Genomic DNA, 17090 nt, shown 5'->3' with positions numbered 1-17090 from the left:
TTCGGCTGGGCTCGGTGACAACACTGGTCGAGAGCGCACGGTGATGCGACGGCGACATTGCACAACTGCAGGGTCCGGATTTAGGCGCATTGTGTGACAGGCAGGATTGCGGTGGGCCGATACCGTGAACTCTCTACGGACGGCGATGCAAGCGGGAGGCGAGGCGATGCGCGACATTTCCACTCAGCTGGCGCAGTGGCACGCCCGCGGCGAGGATTTTGCACTGGCGACGGTTGTCCGTACCTGGCGATCCTCACCGCGCATGCCCGGTGCTTCGATGGCCGTCTCACGCTCCGGGGAGGTAGTCGGCAGCGTCTCGGGCGGGTGTATCGAGAGTGCACTGTACGAGATCGCCCAGGAGGTTCTCGCCGACGGCACCAGTCGCGTCGAGGTCTTCAGCGTCTCCGACGACGACGCCATCGGAGTAGGTCTGACCTGCGGCGGAACCATCGAAGTGTTCGTCCAGGCCGTCGGAGCCGATTTCGTCGAGTTCGGTCAGGTCTGTGAACGGATCGAAGCCGATACGCCCGTCGTCGTGGTCACCGAAGTGCGTCCGGGAGCGCCGGCGCGGCACCTCGTCGTCGAGCACGGCCGACGAAGCGGGGATCTGGACGCCACGGAGGACGAGGTCTCCATCCTGTTGCGCACGATGGACACCGGTGAGTCCGTAGCCTTTGTCGCGCCGGCGGGAACCCTCATCGATTCGCAGCACGACCTGCTGGTCGAGATCTTCGCGCCACTACCGCGGATGTACGTGTTCGGGGCCATCGACTTCGCGGCATCGATGTGTACGTTGGGCGCCTTTGCGGGTTACCGAGTGACCGTCGTGGACGCACGGCCGGTCTTCGCGACACGAGCGCGCTTCCCCGACGCCCACGATCTGGTCGTCATGTGGCCACACAAGTTCCTCGAAACCGCACCGATCGACAACAAAACCGTCCTGGCCGTGCTCACCCACGACGAGAAGTTCGACATCCCCTTGCTCGAGATCGCGCTGCGTTCGCCGGCTGCATACGTCGGCGCGATGGGAAGTCGTGCGACGCATGAGCGTCGGGTGGCGCTGTTGAAGGAGCGAGGCGTCACCGACGCCGAGTTGGGGCGTCTGCACTCACCGATCGGGTTGGATCTCGGCGCCAGGACGCCGGAGGAGACTGCAGTGTCGATCCTCGCCGAGATGACCAAGACCCTGCGCAATGCATCCGGTTTGGAACTGCGGGATCTGCAGGGGCCGATCCACCCGCCACCTCAGGAGAATCCGACCGCCCTGCATCGAACGGCCTGAGTCGACTGCGCTGAATTCGGACATCTTGTGTTCGGTGGGGATAGGATCGTTTCTTTCGTGAACCATCTTCCGTGATCCGAATGAAATCGAGGTGCCTGCCAAGTGGCAAACCCGGCCGTACCGGCATCCGAGGTGAATGCTGTTCTCTCCGAACTTCTTCGAACCCCGCTCCTTCCTGGTGTTCGAAAGGTCGCCGGCGGCTGCGAAGACCCGACGGTAGCCCGGGTGGGATTCATGGCGGTTCCGGACATCGGACCGTGGCTGCGACACGGACAGTTGCTGATCACCACGCCGGAAACCCTCGCCCGGGTCACCGAAACCTTCAAAGCATTTGTCGGACGGTTGTCGACGCGCGGAGTTGCAGCGCTCGCCGTCCAATTCGGCGCAGACGGGGACACTCTCGCGCCGGAACTGGTCGACGCGGCCGAAAACGCAGGCTTCCCGCTCCTGGTTTTTCACGGTGCGTGCGATCACCCTGCGGCGAGAGACCGTGAGCAGACGGAGTCGGCCCAGATCGACGCCATGTTCGGGGCCGAGCGCTTGCGACGGCTGCTGGTCGACGTCGTGATGGGCGGCGGTGGCCTCCCACAATTGACCGAGGTCATCGCACGGGAGATGAAGGGCGCCGCCCTGATCACCACCTCGGACGGACGCGAGATCTGCCGCGCCGGGGATGCGGCGGAGCGCAAGCATCTGTCTGCCTGTCCCGCCGTCGATTCCACCGGTCGTCTGCGGACCGACACCGTCGAGGGCGGGTTGGGTCTGCACGAGTTCGACGGTCAATTCATCGCGGTGTCCGCGATTTCCGCCAATCACATCGACCACGGGCGTCTCGCGTTGTTCACCGGTGAGCGCGTGATGACGAGTTACGACCAGTACCTGGTCGAGCGAGCGGCGTCGGTGTGCGCGTTGGTCATCACCCGTGAGCAGGCCGTGGCGTCGGTGGAAGAACGCCATCGCGCCAACTTCGTTCACGACCTGCTCCTCGGCCGGGCCGGGGACCACGATCACGTTGTCTCCCACGCCAAGACGTTCGGTTGGGACTTCGATCGCCCGCTGGTGATCGTCTCGATCGAGCCGGACCCGATCGACGAACCGGCCTCTGCGGCGCCCGCTCGGCTGCCTGTCGTCGATCGCCAGGCGATGGCGTTCTCCGGGGCGATCGCCCACCGCGATCCCGGTGCGGCGGTGACCGCGCTGACGGGCGAGACGGTGATCGTCATGGGCGTCGGCACCGACACGATGGCATTGGTGCGGGACCTCGTCACGGTCGTTCGCGGTGAAGGTGGCGGCGGGAGAAGGCCGTTCAGTGTCGGGGTGTCCCGGCCGACAGCGGCGATCGACGCCGTCCCCGCGCTCTACAGTCAGGCGCGCACCGCACTGACCGTCGGACGCCGGATCTCCGGTCCGTGGACCGTGACTCAGTTCGACGATCTCGGCGTGTACAGACTGCTCAGTCTGGTCGAGGACGAAAACGAGCTGGAGACGTTCGCGCGGGAGACATTGCGGGAACTGACGGAAGAAACTGCCGAAGCGCAGGACATGCGCAAGACATTGGAAGTCTTGCTCGCGACCAACATCAACATCGCCGAGACAGCGCGCAAGCTCCACTTCCATTACAACACACTGCGTTACAGGGTCGTTAAGCTGGAGAAAATGCTTGGCCCCTTCACGGCGCAACCCGAGCTACGGCTGGATCTGTCTCTAGCACTGAAGATAACCGCGATGCGCGGCATCAATCACTAATATTGCCAATCCGAGTCCGTGGGTTCTGGCAGATTGTCATCACGTCGATACCCCTGCGCTGTAATAGCGTTTCACTCCAGTCACGGTGTTTTGTGAGCTGGAGCACACTCAGCGTTCGGACACCTTCCTCTGCACGAAAGGTCCCATCATGCCGATTTGGACGTTGCACGGAGATGGAAAGAACATCAGACCGGGTGAAGTGGTCGCTCCCGGCGAGCGGCTCAGCTGGGGAAGAACCATCGGGCTGGGCAGCCAGCACGTGGTGTCGATGTTCGGCGCGACGTTCGTCTTCCCGATCATCATGGGGCTCAATCCTCAACTTGCCGTGATGATGTCGGGCTTTTGTACGCTCTTCTTCCTGCTGGTGGTCAAGGGACGCATTCCCAGCTACCTCGGTACGTCGGCGGCCTTTGTCGGCGGTATCGCCGCCATTCGTGCCCAAGGCGGAACGTCCGCAGAGGTGACCGGCGCGATCCTGGTGTCCGGACTGGTCCTGGCAGCCATCGGTATCGCGATCCACTTCCTCGGTGGCCGGGTCGTATTCAAGGTTCTTCCCCCGGTGGTGACCGGCGCAGTGGTGATGCTGATCGGATTCAACCTGGCACCCGTCGTCGCAGGGCTGTACTGGCCGCAGGACCAGTGGGTGGCTCTGATCGTCATGGTGGCCCTGATCGTCATGAGTATCGCGCTACGAGGCTTCATGGCGCGCATCGCCATCTTCCTCGCGCTGATCTTCGGCTACGTCCTCTCCTGGATCCTCGACCGGGTCTCGGGCACGATCACCTCCTACGACGCAGGCACCGGTCAGATCACCGAGCACTTCCGCGTCAACTGGGATTCGGTGCAGTCGGCGTCGTGGTTCGGCCTGCCCCCGTTCTCGGACGAGGCCAACGGAATCGTCGGCATCCACGCTCCGTCGTTCAGCCTGACGTTCATCATCCTGGTCCTTCCCGGTGTCATCGCGTTGATCGCGGAGAATGCCGGCCACGTCAAGGCGGTCGCAGAGATGACCGGCGACGATCTCGACCCGTACATGGGACGCGCGCTCGCCGGTGACGGTTTCGCCACCGCTATCGCCAGCAGCGTCGGCGGTTCGCCCACCACGACGTACGCCGAGAACATCGGTGTCATGGCAGCGACCCGTGTGTACTCCACCGCCGCCTACGCAGTTGCCGGCATCGTCGCGATGATGCTCGGCTTCTCCCCCAAGTTCGGTGCCGTCATCTCGGCGACGCCCGGCGGTGTTCTCGGCGGAATCACCGTGGTGCTCTACGGCATGATCGGTCTGCTCGGCGCCAAGATCTGGAAGGAGAACGGCGTCGACTTCGGCAATCCGCTCAACCTCATGCCGATCGCGGCCGGCCTCATCATCGGTATCGGCGACACGGCTCTGAAGTTCAGTGACACGTTCTCGCTCAGCGGCATCGCGCTCGGCACCATCGTCGTGATCGGGATGTACCACCTGTGCCAGTTCATCGGTTCGAAGAACCCGGAGCTGAATGCGAAGAATCCGGAACCGAACAAGCCGGATTCGAAGGCTCCAGGCGGCGAACGGGAAGAACCCGCCCCGCAGCTCACGTGACACTTGGCTGAGTGTGCTCGATTGTCGAAGGCCGGACATCCTCCTTGGAGGATGTCCGGCCTTTCGCGGTGTGTGCGTGTTCTGTGTGCTGTGTGCTGATCGATCAGACGGCAGTGCTGGCTTCGACCAGGCCGATACGGTCGATGCGTTCGGTGCGGGTGATGAGCCGTTCAGTCGCATCGGTAGCACTGAGCACGCTCAGCTCGTAGTGCAGTACCGCTCCGACGCGAGTGCAGAAGGCGGCGGATTCGTCCGCGGCATCGGGAAATTCGGGGATGACCCGATCGACGATGCCGCCCGTGAGCAGATCGAAGGACCGTATCCCTTGACCGGCTGCCATCTCCGGAGCGTGCGTGATGTCGTGGAACATGATCGCGCTCGCCCCCTCGGGAGGTAAGGGCGAGAGCCAACCGTGGCGGGCCGCCAGCACTCGATCGGCCGGAATCAGTGCCAGGGCGCCGCCGCCGGTGCCCTGCCCGAGCAGGAGGGAAATGGTCGGGACCTCGAGTGAAATCATGTCGGCTATGCACCGAGCGATCTCGCCGGCCAATCCACCTTCTTCGGCTTCCTTCGACAGTGCCGCGCCTGCCGTGTCGATGATCGTCACCAACGGCAGGTCGAGCTCTGCGGCAAGCCGCATCCCTCGCCGAGCTTCCCGCAGAGCGCCGGGGCCGAGTGGGGAGTGAGCAGTCTGTCCGCGTCGGTCCTGTCCGAGAAGGACGCAGGGCATGTCGCCGAAGCGAACGAGCGCGAGCATGATGCCGGGATCGTTCTCGCCTTGGCCGGTTCCGTTGAGCGGGAGCATGTCCGAGGCGGAATTGAGCAACACTTCCCGGATTCCCGGTCGGTCTTCGCGTCGGGATGCGACGACGGATTCCCACGCCGACGTATCGGGTGGGCAATCGTACGAGCACGGGTCACTCGGCAACGAGTACCCACGACGTCTCGAGGTGATGATGCGCAATGCGCGGTCGACGATTTCGGCGAGCTGGTCTGGCGGCCTCACCGCATCGATGAGTCCGTGCTCGTGAAGGTTCTCCGCTGTCTGGACACCGACGGGGAAAGGTGAGTTGTACAAAGCCTCGAACACCCGGGGGCCGAGGAATCCCACGAGGGCTCCTGGCTCCGCGATCGTCACGTGACCGAGTGACCCCCAGGACGCGAATACGCCTCCGGTGGTGGGGTTTCGGAGGTAGACGATGTAGGGCAGGTGCGCTTCTTTGTGCTTGATGAGCGCCGCGGTGATCTTGACCATCTGCAGAAATGCCGTTGTCCCCTCCTGCATACGCGTTCCTCCGGAGGTGGGAAGCGCAAGAAGGGGCAGCTGCTCTTGCGTCGCTCGACGGATGGCGACGACGAGGCGTTCGCCCGCCGCCACGCCGATCGATCCGCCGAGAAAACCGAACTCGCAGACGATGATTGCCACACGGCGGCCTCGGACGGAGGCGCTTCCGGTCAGGACGGACTCGTCGAGCCCGGTCTTCTCCTGCGCCCGCAGAAGTGCTTCGGCGTAATCGGAGTCGGTCGCGACGGGGATCGGAGGGGTATCCCACGACTCCCAGGTGCCGGCATCGATCACCAGGTCGAGCAAGTCGCGAGCCGTCAGGCGGTTCATCGGGTGAATCCTTGTAGCCACGACATGACTTCGTCAGTGTCTTCACCGAGTACCGGCGGTGCGGTGTGCCGGGTCTCCGTCACTTCGGTTCCGTCCGGATCGAAGAATCGCAGCGGCGGCCCGGGCAGAGTGATGTTTCCGAGCGTGCTGTGGTCGACGTCGACGAGCAATCCCTGTGATCGGGTCTGTTCCCATTCGTACACTTCGGAGATCGTCCGAACCCGTCCTGCCGGTATTCCGATGCGGTCGAGTTCGGTCAGAAGCTCGTCACGCGAATACGGTTTGAAGGTACGTTCGATCAATTCGACGACCTGGAAATGATTTTCGACGCGTTCGGCGTTTGTTGCCATACCGGGGGCGTCAGGGTCGAGGTCGAATCCTTCGCAGAATCTTCTCCACAGGCTTTCGCTGCCGACCGAGATCTGTACTGCGCCATCGCCGGTACGAAAGAGTCCGTACGGTGCGATGGAGGGATGGTGGTTGCCTTGCGCTGTGCCTACCTCGCCGGCGACGGTCCACTTCGTTCCTTGAAACGCGTGAACGCCGACCACGCTGGCCAAGAGCGACGTTCGAACGACACGGCCTCTCCCCGTCTGTTCGCGTTCCTTCAAAGCCGCGACGACACCGAACGCCCCGTACATCCCGGCGAGAAGATCGGCGATCGGAACTCCGACTCGTTGAACGTCGTCCGGGCTCGAGCCGGTCAGCGACATGAGTCCGGCTTCCCCCTGGGCGATCTGGTCGTAACCGGCGCGGCCACCTTCCGGGCCGTCGTGGCCGAAACCGCTGATGGACAGGACGATCAGTCGAGGATTGAGTTCGGCCAGCCGCTCGGTGGAGAATCCGAGTCGATCGAGAACTCCGGTGCGGAAGTTCTCCATGAGAACGTCGGCGCGGCAGACAAGATCTTCGAGGGTTGCGCGCCCGCTGTCGGATTTGAGGTCGAGCGTGATCGACTTCTTGTTCCGGTTCGTGGAGAGGAAGTACGTCGATTCCCGTTGCGTGTTCGGTGGTTCCAGCGGTGGCTCCACAAAAGGCGGCCCCCACCCACGGGTGTCGTCGCCACCGTGAGGTGATTCGACCTTGATCACGTCGGCACCCAGATCGCCGAGCATCATTGCCGCGTGAGGACCCGCGAGTGCGCGCGTGAGGTCGACGACAATCACGTCGTGTAACGGACCACTACGAGCACTTGTGTTGTGAGGCTTCGAAGTCGAGTTCATGTCGCACCGCCGTGTTCTGGTGTAATTGGCTGAGCCAGTTGGTGGTTGAGGCCTCCGTAGTTCGGTCGACTCCGGTCCGCTGGACCGAGAAATCGGCCAGGGCCACTGAAGGAGGTATGTGCGGCCCGTCTTTCGAACCGTAAGCGCGCACCGGTCAACGGCACATGGGTAACCTTGCCGATGACGGGTATCAGTGGTGGGTAAGAAGTGACGAACGCTCAACGCACGGCGCGATTGCGGTTGTATCGAACCGTAATTGGGGCGTTCTGTCAGCCTATTGGGTGCATCTTCATGACATTTCGTGCATCTTCATGACCTGCAGGGCGAGTGAGACGTTCAATCGAAGGACGGGGTCGTCGGTGAACGATCCGACGACGCTCTCCAGCTTTCCGATTCTGTATCGCAAAGTGTTGTAGTGCATATGCAGTGCCCGGGACGCCTCGGCGACATTGCAATTGCAGTCGAGCAACGTCTGGAGTGTCAGACGCAAATCTGCGGCTTCGGCGTTGTCCGCCGACAGTGACTTCAGAACGTCATCGGTGAACGAACGCAGTTCGCTCTTGTCCGTCTGGAGCGAGAGGAGTCGGTGTACGCCGAGTTCGTCGAAGTGCGCGATCTGGCCCGGCCCGTTGATACGTCGGCCGACGACCACGGCCGTACAGGCCTGGTCGTAGGCAGCAGGTAGATCGGCCAGGGAGTAGATCACCCGGCTCACTCCCGTGCTGAAGGAGCGGCGGCCGCTGGTGCGATCTCCGGCAACCTTGCGCACCAACCCTTCGATGTCCCGAACCGCACGGTCGGTGCTGGTGGGGAAAAGCGTGACCACCTCGTGTCGAAACCCGACGGAGGGTGCCGTCCGCTCGTGGGTGCGTACCACTTGTTGCCAGCCGTCGCTGAGTCGATCTTGGTCCGTGCGCGTGGAATTCGCGTGCTGGGATTCCGGGTGATCGACGTCGAGTTCTGCAACCACTACGGCAAGTGGACGAGTGACATCCCACCCCAACTGGGTGAAGTGCGCGCTCACTTCCGCCGGCGAGCCGGCTTCACCTATCAGTGCGTCGCGGAGGAAGTCGCCGCGGAATTTGGATTCCACTGCCGCAACTGCCAGCTGCTTGGTGACGGCCAGCGCAGCAACGGTGGCCGCTCGCTCCAGCGCTTGGACGACAACTGCGCCGAGTTCGTGGGTGCCGGCGTACGCGACCATTCGGCCGTGGTCGGTGCCGCCGGCCACCACCCGGGTGAGCGCCAACTGACCAGGAAATCCTTTGGGCGCGTTCTGTAAACCGACAGCGACCCGTTCGGTCAGGAACCGACCGGTGCTTTCGAACAACGGAAGCGCGTTCAGCGCGGCTGAATCTCCGGCCTCCGTCAACACTCTTCCGTCCGGCGAGCAGATGAGAACGCTGACGTCGAAAAGCGCGGCGAATTCCGCGGCAATCTGGGGTAGATCGCCACCTTCCAAGACGATCGACGTCAACGAGCGGTGAAGACGATCGGCAATGTCGAGTGCCGCAGACTGCTTCGCCACCAACTTGGTGAAGACCTCCGAGATCACCTCGTCGAATCCTGCGGTGACGGGAAGAACCAACAACGGCAGCCCTCGCTGCTCTGCCATGTGCAGCATGGCTTCCGGCAGTTCGTCGAGATAGCGGCCCGTTTTAACGGCAAGTGCCGCGACTCCTCGGCGTGCGAGACCGTCGACGAGGTCGCTGAGATCTGTATCGTCGAGAAGCTCTCCGGTTCGCCCGTAACGCAGCGGGAACCCGGTTGTCACCAACAGTTCGTTCGGCTTCACCCAAGCGAGGATGTCCGGTACTTCCATCACGTTCACCGATTGAACGAGGTGGCGCAAGCCCCCGTGCCCGGCAAGGACTTCGGCTCCACGCAGACTGGGCAGCTCGAGGACATCCCGAACCGTCAGTCTGTAGTCGCCACCTTCTGGCAAATGTTGAAGCTCTTCGCTCGAATATTTGGCAGATCTATCCATGTCGCGAGACTACGCTCGATCACGCGACGAACATTGTCAACAGTTGACGAAAATAGCCTCTCGAAATGAGTGGTTCTCCGTATGTCTGCCAACTACCGTGGTCCGAATTGGCGATCGCCCGCGTCTCCGAGTCCAGGTACCAGGAAAGCATTTTCGTTCAGGCCGTCGTCGATGCTCGCAGTGAGGAGCCTGACTGGATGTCCGGAGTTCCTCAGTGCTTCGATCCCCTCCGGAGCCACGACGACACATATTGCAGTCACATCGGTGGCTCCGCGTGCAATGAGCAGATCGATTGTGCGGATGATGGATCCACCGGTCGCCAACATCGGATCGAGGACGTAGACGGGGGTGCCCGACAGATCAGCGGGAAGGGACTCCAGATACGGAACCGGTTGGTGTGTCTTCTCGTCTCGTGCCATTCCCACGAAACCGACACCTGCCTGCGGAATAAGGGCACTCGCCTGCTCGACCATGCCGAGGCCTGCTCGCAAGACCGGTACCAGGAGCGGTGGATTTGCCAGCCGCACTCCCAGCGTCGGAGCAACTGGCGTCTCGATGTCGAACTGTTCCACTTCTGCGCCGCGCATGGCCTCGTAGACCAACATATGGGTCAGTCTGCGCAAGGCGGACCGGAAAGTTGCGTTGTCGCTGCGAGCGTCGCGCATGGTCGTGAGCAGCGATGCCGCCAGCGGATGGTCGACAACAGTGGTGTCCATGGTCGAATCGTAAGTGAGAACCGATGGGGCGGCGCACAACCGGTGAATTGGAGTCGAAATAACCAATCGCGGTTTTCGTTTGGGCAACTATTGACGATGCCGAAGGGTTCGAGTCGTCATAGCGTGGTCGGCATGGCAGTTCCGAACCGCTCGGCTGGGCTGGGCGCCAGGAGCTGTCAAGGCCCAATTTTGCCTCCACGATTCCCTATACAAGGAGATGCCAATGCCCGAAGCAATCGAGGTCCGTAAGGTTCCGCTACACAGCGTCTCCGACGCCAGTGAGCTCGCCAAGCTGATCGACGACGGTGTCCTCGAGGCCGACCGCGTCATTGCAGTCATCGGCAAAACCGAGGGTAACGGCGGCGTCAACGACTACACGCGAATCATCGCGGACCGAGCGTTTCGAGAGGTTCTCTCCGCCAAGGGTAATCGCAGCCCCGAAGAGGTGGCGGAGGTGCCGATCGTCTGGTCAGGCGGCACGGACGGTGTGATCAGCCCGCACGCGACGATCTTCGCGACGGTACCGGCAGACAAGGTCACCAAGACCGACGAGCCGCGACTGACCGTGGGTGTCGCCATGAGTGAGCAGCTGCTGCCCGAGGACATCGGTCGTACCGCAATGATCACCAAAGTAGCTGCGGCAGTGAAAGATGCGATGGCCGATGCCGGAATCACCGATCCCGCCGACGTGCACTACGTACAGACCAAGACTCCGTTGCTGACAATCCACACCATCCGTGACGCCAAGAGTCGCGGCAAGACCGTGTGGACCGAACAGACTCATGAGTCGATGGACCTGTCCAACGGCGGTACGGCGCTCGGAATCGCGGTTGCACTCGGCGAAATCGACATGCCGACCGACGAGGATGTCATGCACAGCCGCGAGCTCTTCTCCTCTGTTGCATCCTGCTCGTCCGGCGTCGAGTTGGACCGTGCTCAGATCGTTGTCGTCGGTAACGCACGTGGCGTCGGCGGACGCTACCGGATCGGCCACAGCGTGATGAAGGATCCGCTCGACCAGGACGGCATCTGGGCGGCGATCCGTGACGCCGGACTCGAACTTCCGGAGCGGCCGCACTCGAGCGACCTGGACGGTCAACTCGTCAACGTGTTCTTGAAGTGCGAGGCCAGCCAGGACGGAACGGTCCGCGGCCGTCGTAATGCGATGCTCGACGACTCCGACGTGCACTGGCACCGCCAGATCAAGTCGTGCGTAGGTGGAGTCACGGCAGCTGTCACCGGTGATCCGGCAGTGTTCGTCTCGGTCTCGGCAGCGCATCAGGGCCCCGAGGGCGGCGGCCCTGTCGCCGCCATCGTCGATCTCGGTCAGTAGCCGGTAAGAACCTCGCTGGAAACTTCGACAGTCGCGCGCCGCCACCGGTAATTCGTCCTCGAATCAGTTGCCGGTGGCGGCGAATCCGACCGAGATTCTGCCGGCGCAACCCACTTCACTGCTTGAAAGGATTCACGATGGTTCATGCTGCTGACCCTGTCGACGAGAGCGTTTCCGGTGCGCCCGAGAATCGCGAGCTCGTCATGGCCGATGCGGTCACGCTCAGTGGTCTGATACGCAGGCGTGAAGTGTCGTGTGTCGAGGTGATGGAGAGCTACCTCGACCAGATCGAAGTTCATAACCCGGCGGTGAACGCGATCGTCGCATTGCGGGATCGGGAAGCGTTGACGGCGGAGGCGCGCGAGCGTGATTCGCAGTTGGCGAGTGGGCAGTATCTCGGTTGGATGCACGGGTTTCCGCATGCGGTGAAGGATCTTTCGGCAGCCAAGGGTCTGCCGTTCACGTCCGGGTCGCCGATGTTCGCGGATCGAATCGCCGAAGAGGACGACCTGTTCGTCAAGCGGATCAAGTCTTCCGGTGCCATCGTGATCGGCAAGACGAACACACCGGAGTTCGGGCTCGGATCGCAGACGTACAACCCGGTGTGGGGTACGACGGTGTCGCCGTACGACAATTCGCGCACTGCCGGCGGTAGCAGCGGAGGCGCAGCAGCGTCGTTGGCGCTTCGCATGCTGCCGGTGGCTGATGGAAGCGATTACATGGGTTCGCTCCGAAACCCGTCGGCGTTCAACAACGTTGTTGGGTTTCGACCTTCCTGGGGTCGGATACCGGAGACGGGATTCATCGCTCAGGGCGCTGTTGTGGGTCCGATGGGCCGAACCGTCACCGACGTGGCTCACCTTCTCTCTACGATGGCGGGGCCGGATGCCTATGCACCGTTGGGGATTCGTGAGAATCCCGCTGTGTTCACCGAAAGCCTCGCACGGGATCTGAAGGGCTCTCGGATCGCATGGGTCGGTGACTGGAACGGGTACCTGGCAACCGAACCTGGAGTTCTCGAGTTGTGCGAATCCTCGTTCGAGGTCTTCGAACAGTTGGGGTGCCGCGTCGAGGCTGCGCTTCCTGACTTCAAACCCGAGGACATCTGGCAACTGTTCCTGCGATGGCGTTGGTGGGCGCAGCTCGGTTTGATCGATCAGTACAACGATCCGAGTTTGCGTGAGTTGATGAAGCCCGAACTGTTGTGGGAACTCGGGCATGCGGTCACCCTCTCGGCACTCGACGTGACCAAGGCTGCGGAGGCCCGCAACGGCTGGCTGTCGGCCATTACCAAGATGTTCGAAACCTACGACTACATTCTCGCGCCGAGTGCTCAGGTGTTTCCTTTCGACAAGAACACTCACTGGCCCGAGACCGTCGACGGGCGGTCGATGGACACGTATCACCGGTGGATGGAGACGGTTGTTCCCTGGACGATGGCCGGGGTTCCGGTTGCGGGGATGCCGGTCGGCTTCGACGATCGTTCGCTTCCCATGGGTATCCAGATCATCGGTCGGCACGGAGCCGACTTGGACGTACTCCAACTCGCCTACGCATTCGAGCAGGCAACCCAGTGGGTCGAGCGGGTTCTTCCTCCCGCACTCCGCGTGAACTGACCTAATCTATTTCGAACGTATCCAGTTGGGAGAGAACGACGATGGCTTCGGCATTGTGGCACGGGTTCGCGGACATGGGCGCTGTGGAGAAGAACGGCGCGTTTGTCGTCTCTCGCGGTGAGGGCGCGTACATCTGGGATTCCGAGGGCACTCGGTATCTGGATGCGACGGCGGGCCTGTGGTTCACCAATGTCGGGCACGGGCGCACGGAGATCGCGGATGCGGTGGCGGCTCAGTTGTCGAAGATCGCTCATTTCTCGAATTTCGGTGATTTTGTTCCCGAGACCACGCAGGTGTTGGCGGAGCGGTTGGCGACGATCGCGCCGGTTGCCGGGAGCAAGATCTTTTTCACCTCGGGTGGTTCGGATTCGGTGGACACTGCGGCGAAGCTCGCTCGCCGGTACTGGCACGAGGTGGGGCAGCCGGAGAAGGCGATCATCGTCGGTCGTCAGAAGGCGTACCACGGAATGCATGTTGCGGGAACAGCTCTGGCGGGTATTCCGGTGAACCGTGAGGGTTACGGCGAGCTGATGGCGGATGCGGCCACGGTCGGCTGGGATGATGCGAAGAGTCTGCTCGAGTTGATCGAGAGGATCGGTGCGAACAAGATCGCCGCGTTCTTCGCGGAGCCGATCATCGGTGCGGGTGGGGTGTATCTTCCGCCGGAGGGGTACCTGGCCGAGGTGCGCGACATCTGCCGCGAGCACGACATTCTGTTTGTCGTCGACGAGGTCGTGACCGGTTTCGGTCGTATCGGCGGCGAGTGGTTCGCGTCTACTCGTTTCGATTTGCAGCCGGACATGATGACCACGGCAAAGGGTTTGACGTCCGGTTACGTTCCGATGGGTGCGGTGTTCATCGCGCCGCGGGTGGCGGAGCCGTTCTATGCGGGTTCGTGGTGGCGTCATGGTTACACGTACGGCGGGCATGCCGGTGCTGCTGCGGCGGCGATGGCGAACCTCGACATTCTCGAGCGTGAGAATTTGCTTGGGGAGTCGAAGCGTCTGGAGGCGTCGTTGCATACGCATCTGCAGCCGTTGGCCGAGCATCCGCGGGTGGCGGAGGTTCGTAGTGGACTGGGTGCGGTCGCTGCGGTGCAGTTGGCAGATCCGGCGGAGGCGTTGCCGTTCGTGAAGACGTTGCGTGAGCACGGTATTTCGGGTCGCGCGGCGGGTCAGGGTGCGATGCAGATTTCGCCGACGTTCGTCATGACCGACGATCAGGTCGCGGAGATGGCAGCAGGGATCCTCGCAGCCCTCGGCTAGGTACCTCGTTTTCCGTTGACAGACATCGTGTTACGGAATCATTAAGCCGAAGAAAATGTTTGGACCCTTCGCGGCGCGGTCCTCATTTCGGTCGAAACTGTCTCCAGCACTGACGATGACCCCTGCCCGCGTCATCTGCCACCATTGTTGCCAATCTCGGCGAGTGGGTTCTGGCAGATTGTCATCACGTCCAAATCTGATTGCTGCATTAGCGTTTCACTCCAGACACGGTGTTTGTGAGCTGGGGCACAAAGCATTTCGAACACCTTCCTCCTTCGCGAAAGGTCTCGTCATGCCGATCTGGACGTTGCACGGAGACGGAAAGAACATCGGACCCGGTGAAGTGGTCGCTCCCGGCGAGCGACTCAGTTGGGGAAGAACCATCGGGTTGGGTGGCCAGTATGTCGTGTCGATGTTCGGCGCGACGTTCGTCTTCCCGATCATCATGGGGCTCAATCCTCAACTTGCCGTGATGATGTCGGGCTTTTGTACGCTCTTTTTCCTCCTGGTGGTCAAAGGACGCGTCCCCAGTTACCTCGGTACGTCGGCGGCCTTCGTCGGCGGCGTTGCCGCTATTCGTGCTCAGGGTGGAACGACGGCGGAAGTGACCGGTGCGATTCTGGTGTCGGGGTTGGTTCTGGGATTCGTCGGCATCGCCATCCACTTTCTCGGCGGTGGCGTCATCAGTAAAGCGCTACCGCCGGTGGTCACCGGCGCTGTGGTGATGCTGATCGGTTTCAACCTGGCGCCCGTTGTCGCGGGGTTGTACTGGCCGCAGGACCAATGGGTGGCACTGATCGTGATGGTTGCCCTGATCGTGATGAGCGTTGCGCTACGCGGCTTCCTGGGACGTATCGCCATTCTCGTCGCGCTGGTTTTCGGCTACATCTTCTCGTGGGTCCTCGACCGGGTCTCCGGTCCGATCACGTCCGCCGGCGGTAGTGGAGCACCCACCGAGCACTTTCGTGTCAACTGGGATTCGGTGCACTCGGCGTCATGGTTCGGGTTGCCGCCGTTCTCGGACGAAGCCAACGGAATCGTCGGTATCCACGCTCCCTCGTTCAGCCTCACGTTCATCGTTCTGGTCCTTCCCGGTGTCATCGCACTGGTCGCGGAAAACGCCGGTCACGTCAAGGCCGTCGCCGAGATCACGGGCGACGATCTCGACCCGTACATCGGACGCGCAATTGCCGGTGACGGTTTTGCCACCGCCATCGCCAGCGCAGTAGGCGGCTCTCCCACGACGACACACGCCGAGAACATCGGTGTCATGGCGGCCACTCGGGTGTACTCGACCGCCGCGTACGTGATCGCGGGTGTCATCGCGATCCTGCTCGGCTTCTCCCCCAAGTTCGGGGCGGTCATGGCGGCGACTCCCGGCGGCGTTCTCGGCGGAATTCTTGTGGTTCTGTTCGGCATGATCGGTCTGCTCGGCGCCAAGATCTGGAAAGAGAACGGTGTCGACTTCGGGAATCCGCTGAATCTGATGCCGATCGCCGCCGGTCTGATCATCGGTATCGGCGACACGGCTCTGAAGTTCAGTGACACGTTCTCACTCGGAGGCATCGCGCTCGGCACCATCGTCTTGATCGTGATGTACCACTTCTGCCAGTTCGTCGGGTCCAGGAACCCCGAACTGAACAGGCCGGAGCCCGGCAGGCGACCGGGCTCCACGACGGGTCCGGATACGTCAGATGACGAACGGGAAGAGCCCGTGGCGCAGCTCACGTGATGCCAAGTTGAATGTATGCCAGGTATGACCCGTGACCGTTGTCACATCTGCACAAAACGTGAAGTGACTCATAGAGGCAGGATTGAGTAATGAAACCGTCGCCGCTGACTTATCACCGACCGTCCTCGGTCGAGGACGCGTGCCGAATCCTCTCCGAGGTCTCTCACGAGGGGAAGGTGCTCGCCGGTGGGCAATCGCTTGTGCCGCTGCTGTCCATGCGCCTCGCCGCGCCCGCCCACATCGTCGACATCGGATCGATCCCGAACCTCGCTTCGGTGACCTCGTCCGAAGACGAAGGAGTGCGGTTCCAGGCCCTGGCCACGCACTCGGTGCTGGCGGCCGACGAAGGTGCTCGTCGAGTTCAGCCTCTACTGAACCGTGCTCTGCAGTTGGTAGCGCACCCCACGATCCGTAACCGCGGGACGAGCGTCGGTTCCATCGTCCATGCCGACCCGTCGGCGGAGATGCCGGCAGTCCTGACACTGCTCGGCGGCAGCGTGACCGTCCAGTCGGTGCGTGGCACCCGCGAGATCGCGTCGACGGATCTCTTTGCCGGTCCTCTCGAATCGAGCCTGGAATCGGACGAGATCGCGGTGTCGGTGTCGGTGCCCGGCGCCGAACCCGGAGTGGGGACCGCCATCGACGAGATCGCGCGTCGTCACGGTGACTACGCACTGGTCGGCGTCGTCGCCCGGATTCGCGTGGTCGACGGTCTGGTGGCCGAAGCGCACATGACGTACGTGTCCGCCGGAGAACTGGGGCAGGTCGTGGACTACACGGACGTGCTGGCGGGGGCGTCCGCGACGGATCAGCGAGACCCGCGATGGCGCACTCTCGGAGAATGCGCCCGCGCGCAGATAGATACCGAGGCAGACATTCACGGGACGGCGGCGTACCGCTCGCAGTTGGTGTCCGCGCTCACGGCGCGGGTCGGCTTCGCGGCGGCAACGGATGCTCTCAGTGAGAACGCAGTACTGGCAGGAAAGTGGTGAC

At 62.5% G+C, this 17090-nt stretch carries 12 protein-coding genes; 8 read left to right on the top strand and 4 right to left on the bottom strand.

Translation table 11 applies throughout. From position 1 onward, the window contains the following. Nucleotides 1-166: 166 nt before the first annotated feature. From ACKAMS_RS11050 to ACKAMS_RS11040, 3 genes are all read left to right on the top strand, one after another. Nucleotides 167-1282, top strand: coding sequence for an XdhC family protein (locus ACKAMS_RS11050; RefSeq protein WP_007735213.1), 1116 nt, complete (start codon nucleotides 167-169; stop codon nucleotides 1280-1282). 102 nt (nucleotides 1283-1384) lie between these two features. Then, nucleotides 1385-3028, top strand: coding sequence for a PucR family transcriptional regulator (locus ACKAMS_RS11045; RefSeq protein ID WP_408989034.1), 1644 nt, complete (start codon nucleotides 1385-1387; stop codon nucleotides 3026-3028). A 148-nt stretch (nucleotides 3029-3176) separates the two neighbouring features. After that, complete coding sequence (locus ACKAMS_RS11040) at nucleotides 3177-4610, top strand: uracil-xanthine permease family protein (RefSeq protein WP_020971407.1); 1434 nt, start codon at nucleotides 3177-3179, stop codon at nucleotides 4608-4610. Between the two features lie 103 nt (nucleotides 4611-4713). Here ACKAMS_RS11040 and ACKAMS_RS11035 read toward each other — a convergent pair whose 3' ends face one another. From ACKAMS_RS11035 to upp, 4 genes are all read right to left on the bottom strand, one after another. Further along, nucleotides 4714-6225 carry a carboxyl transferase domain-containing protein gene (locus tag ACKAMS_RS11035; protein ID WP_020909751.1) on the bottom strand — a complete coding sequence of 504 codons (1512 nt, stop codon included), beginning with the start codon at nucleotides 6223-6225 and terminating at the stop codon, nucleotides 4714-4716. Then, complete coding sequence (locus ACKAMS_RS11030; protein WP_408989033.1) at nucleotides 6222-7448, bottom strand: CaiB/BaiF CoA transferase family protein; 1227 nt, start codon at nucleotides 7446-7448, stop codon at nucleotides 6222-6224. The genes ACKAMS_RS11035 and ACKAMS_RS11030 overlap by 4 nt, the downstream gene beginning before the upstream one ends. A gap of 289 nt (nucleotides 7449-7737) precedes the next feature. Next, complete coding sequence (locus ACKAMS_RS11025) at nucleotides 7738-9435, bottom strand: PucR family transcriptional regulator (RefSeq protein ID WP_003946020.1); 1698 nt, start codon at nucleotides 9433-9435, stop codon at nucleotides 7738-7740. Nucleotides 9436-9527: 92 nt separating this feature from the next. After that, entirely contained in the window at nucleotides 9528-10151 is a 624-nt protein-coding gene (upp, locus tag ACKAMS_RS11020; protein WP_019746096.1) for a uracil phosphoribosyltransferase, read from the bottom strand. Nucleotides 10152-10374: 223 nt separating this feature from the next. Here upp and ACKAMS_RS11015 point away from each other — a divergent pair, with 223 nt between their 5' ends. From ACKAMS_RS11015 to ACKAMS_RS10995, 5 genes are all read left to right on the top strand, one after another. After that, entirely contained in the window at nucleotides 10375-11484 is a 1110-nt protein-coding gene (locus ACKAMS_RS11015) for a ring-opening amidohydrolase (RefSeq protein WP_003946033.1), read from the top strand. A 137-nt stretch (nucleotides 11485-11621) separates the two neighbouring features. Beyond that, the gene (locus tag ACKAMS_RS11010; protein ID WP_408989032.1) at nucleotides 11622-13100 is read left to right on the top strand and encodes an amidase; all 1479 of its coding nucleotides are present in this window, start codon (nucleotides 11622-11624) and stop codon (nucleotides 13098-13100) included. A 41-nt stretch (nucleotides 13101-13141) separates the two neighbouring features. Continuing rightward, the gene (locus tag ACKAMS_RS11005) at nucleotides 13142-14365 is read left to right on the top strand and encodes an aspartate aminotransferase family protein (protein WP_060938487.1); all 1224 of its coding nucleotides are present in this window, start codon (nucleotides 13142-13144) and stop codon (nucleotides 14363-14365) included. A gap of 292 nt (nucleotides 14366-14657) precedes the next feature. Continuing rightward, nucleotides 14658-16097, top strand: coding sequence for a uracil-xanthine permease family protein (locus ACKAMS_RS11000; protein WP_408989031.1), 1440 nt, complete (start codon nucleotides 14658-14660; stop codon nucleotides 16095-16097). Nucleotides 16098-16186: 89 nt separating this feature from the next. Next, a complete protein-coding gene (locus ACKAMS_RS10995) occupies nucleotides 16187-17089 on the top strand; it encodes a xanthine dehydrogenase family protein subunit M (RefSeq protein ID WP_019746091.1) in 903 nt (300 codons plus the stop codon). The last annotated feature ends 1 nt before the right edge of the window (nucleotide 17090 follow it).

Source organism: Rhodococcus sp. 5A-K4 (assembly GCF_046097995.1).
Taxonomy (GTDB): Bacteria; Actinomycetota; Actinomycetes; order Mycobacteriales; family Mycobacteriaceae; genus Rhodococcus_F; species Rhodococcus_F erythropolis.
This window is presented reverse-complemented; position numbering and strand designations above follow the sequence as displayed.

Coding starts and splice junctions, on each gene's coding strand:
- ACKAMS_RS11050 (WP_007735213.1), top strand. CDS start 167: ATGCGCGACATTTCCACTCAGCTGGCGCAGTGGCACGCCCGCGGCGAG.
- ACKAMS_RS11040 (WP_020971407.1), top strand. CDS start 3,177: ATGCCGATTTGGACGTTGCACGGAGATGGAAAGAACATCAGACCGGGT.
- ACKAMS_RS11035 (WP_020909751.1), bottom strand. CDS start 6,225: ATGAACCGCCTGACGGCTCGCGACTTGCTCGACCTGGTGATCGATGCC.
- ACKAMS_RS11030 (WP_408989033.1), bottom strand. CDS start 7,448: ATGAACTCGACTTCGAAGCCTCACAACACAAGTGCTCGTAGTGGTCCG.
- ACKAMS_RS11025 (WP_003946020.1), bottom strand. CDS start 9,435: ATGGATAGATCTGCCAAATATTCGAGCGAAGAGCTTCAACATTTGCCA.
- upp (WP_019746096.1), bottom strand. CDS start 10,151: ATGGACACCACTGTTGTCGACCATCCGCTGGCGGCATCGCTGCTCACG.
- ACKAMS_RS11015 (WP_003946033.1), top strand. CDS start 10,375: ATGCCCGAAGCAATCGAGGTCCGTAAGGTTCCGCTACACAGCGTCTCC.
- ACKAMS_RS11010 (WP_408989032.1), top strand. CDS start 11,622: ATGGTTCATGCTGCTGACCCTGTCGACGAGAGCGTTTCCGGTGCGCCC.
- ACKAMS_RS11005 (WP_060938487.1), top strand. CDS start 13,142: ATGGCTTCGGCATTGTGGCACGGGTTCGCGGACATGGGCGCTGTGGAG.
- ACKAMS_RS11000 (WP_408989031.1), top strand. CDS start 14,658: ATGCCGATCTGGACGTTGCACGGAGACGGAAAGAACATCGGACCCGGT.
- ACKAMS_RS10995 (WP_019746091.1), top strand. CDS start 16,187: ATGAAACCGTCGCCGCTGACTTATCACCGACCGTCCTCGGTCGAGGAC.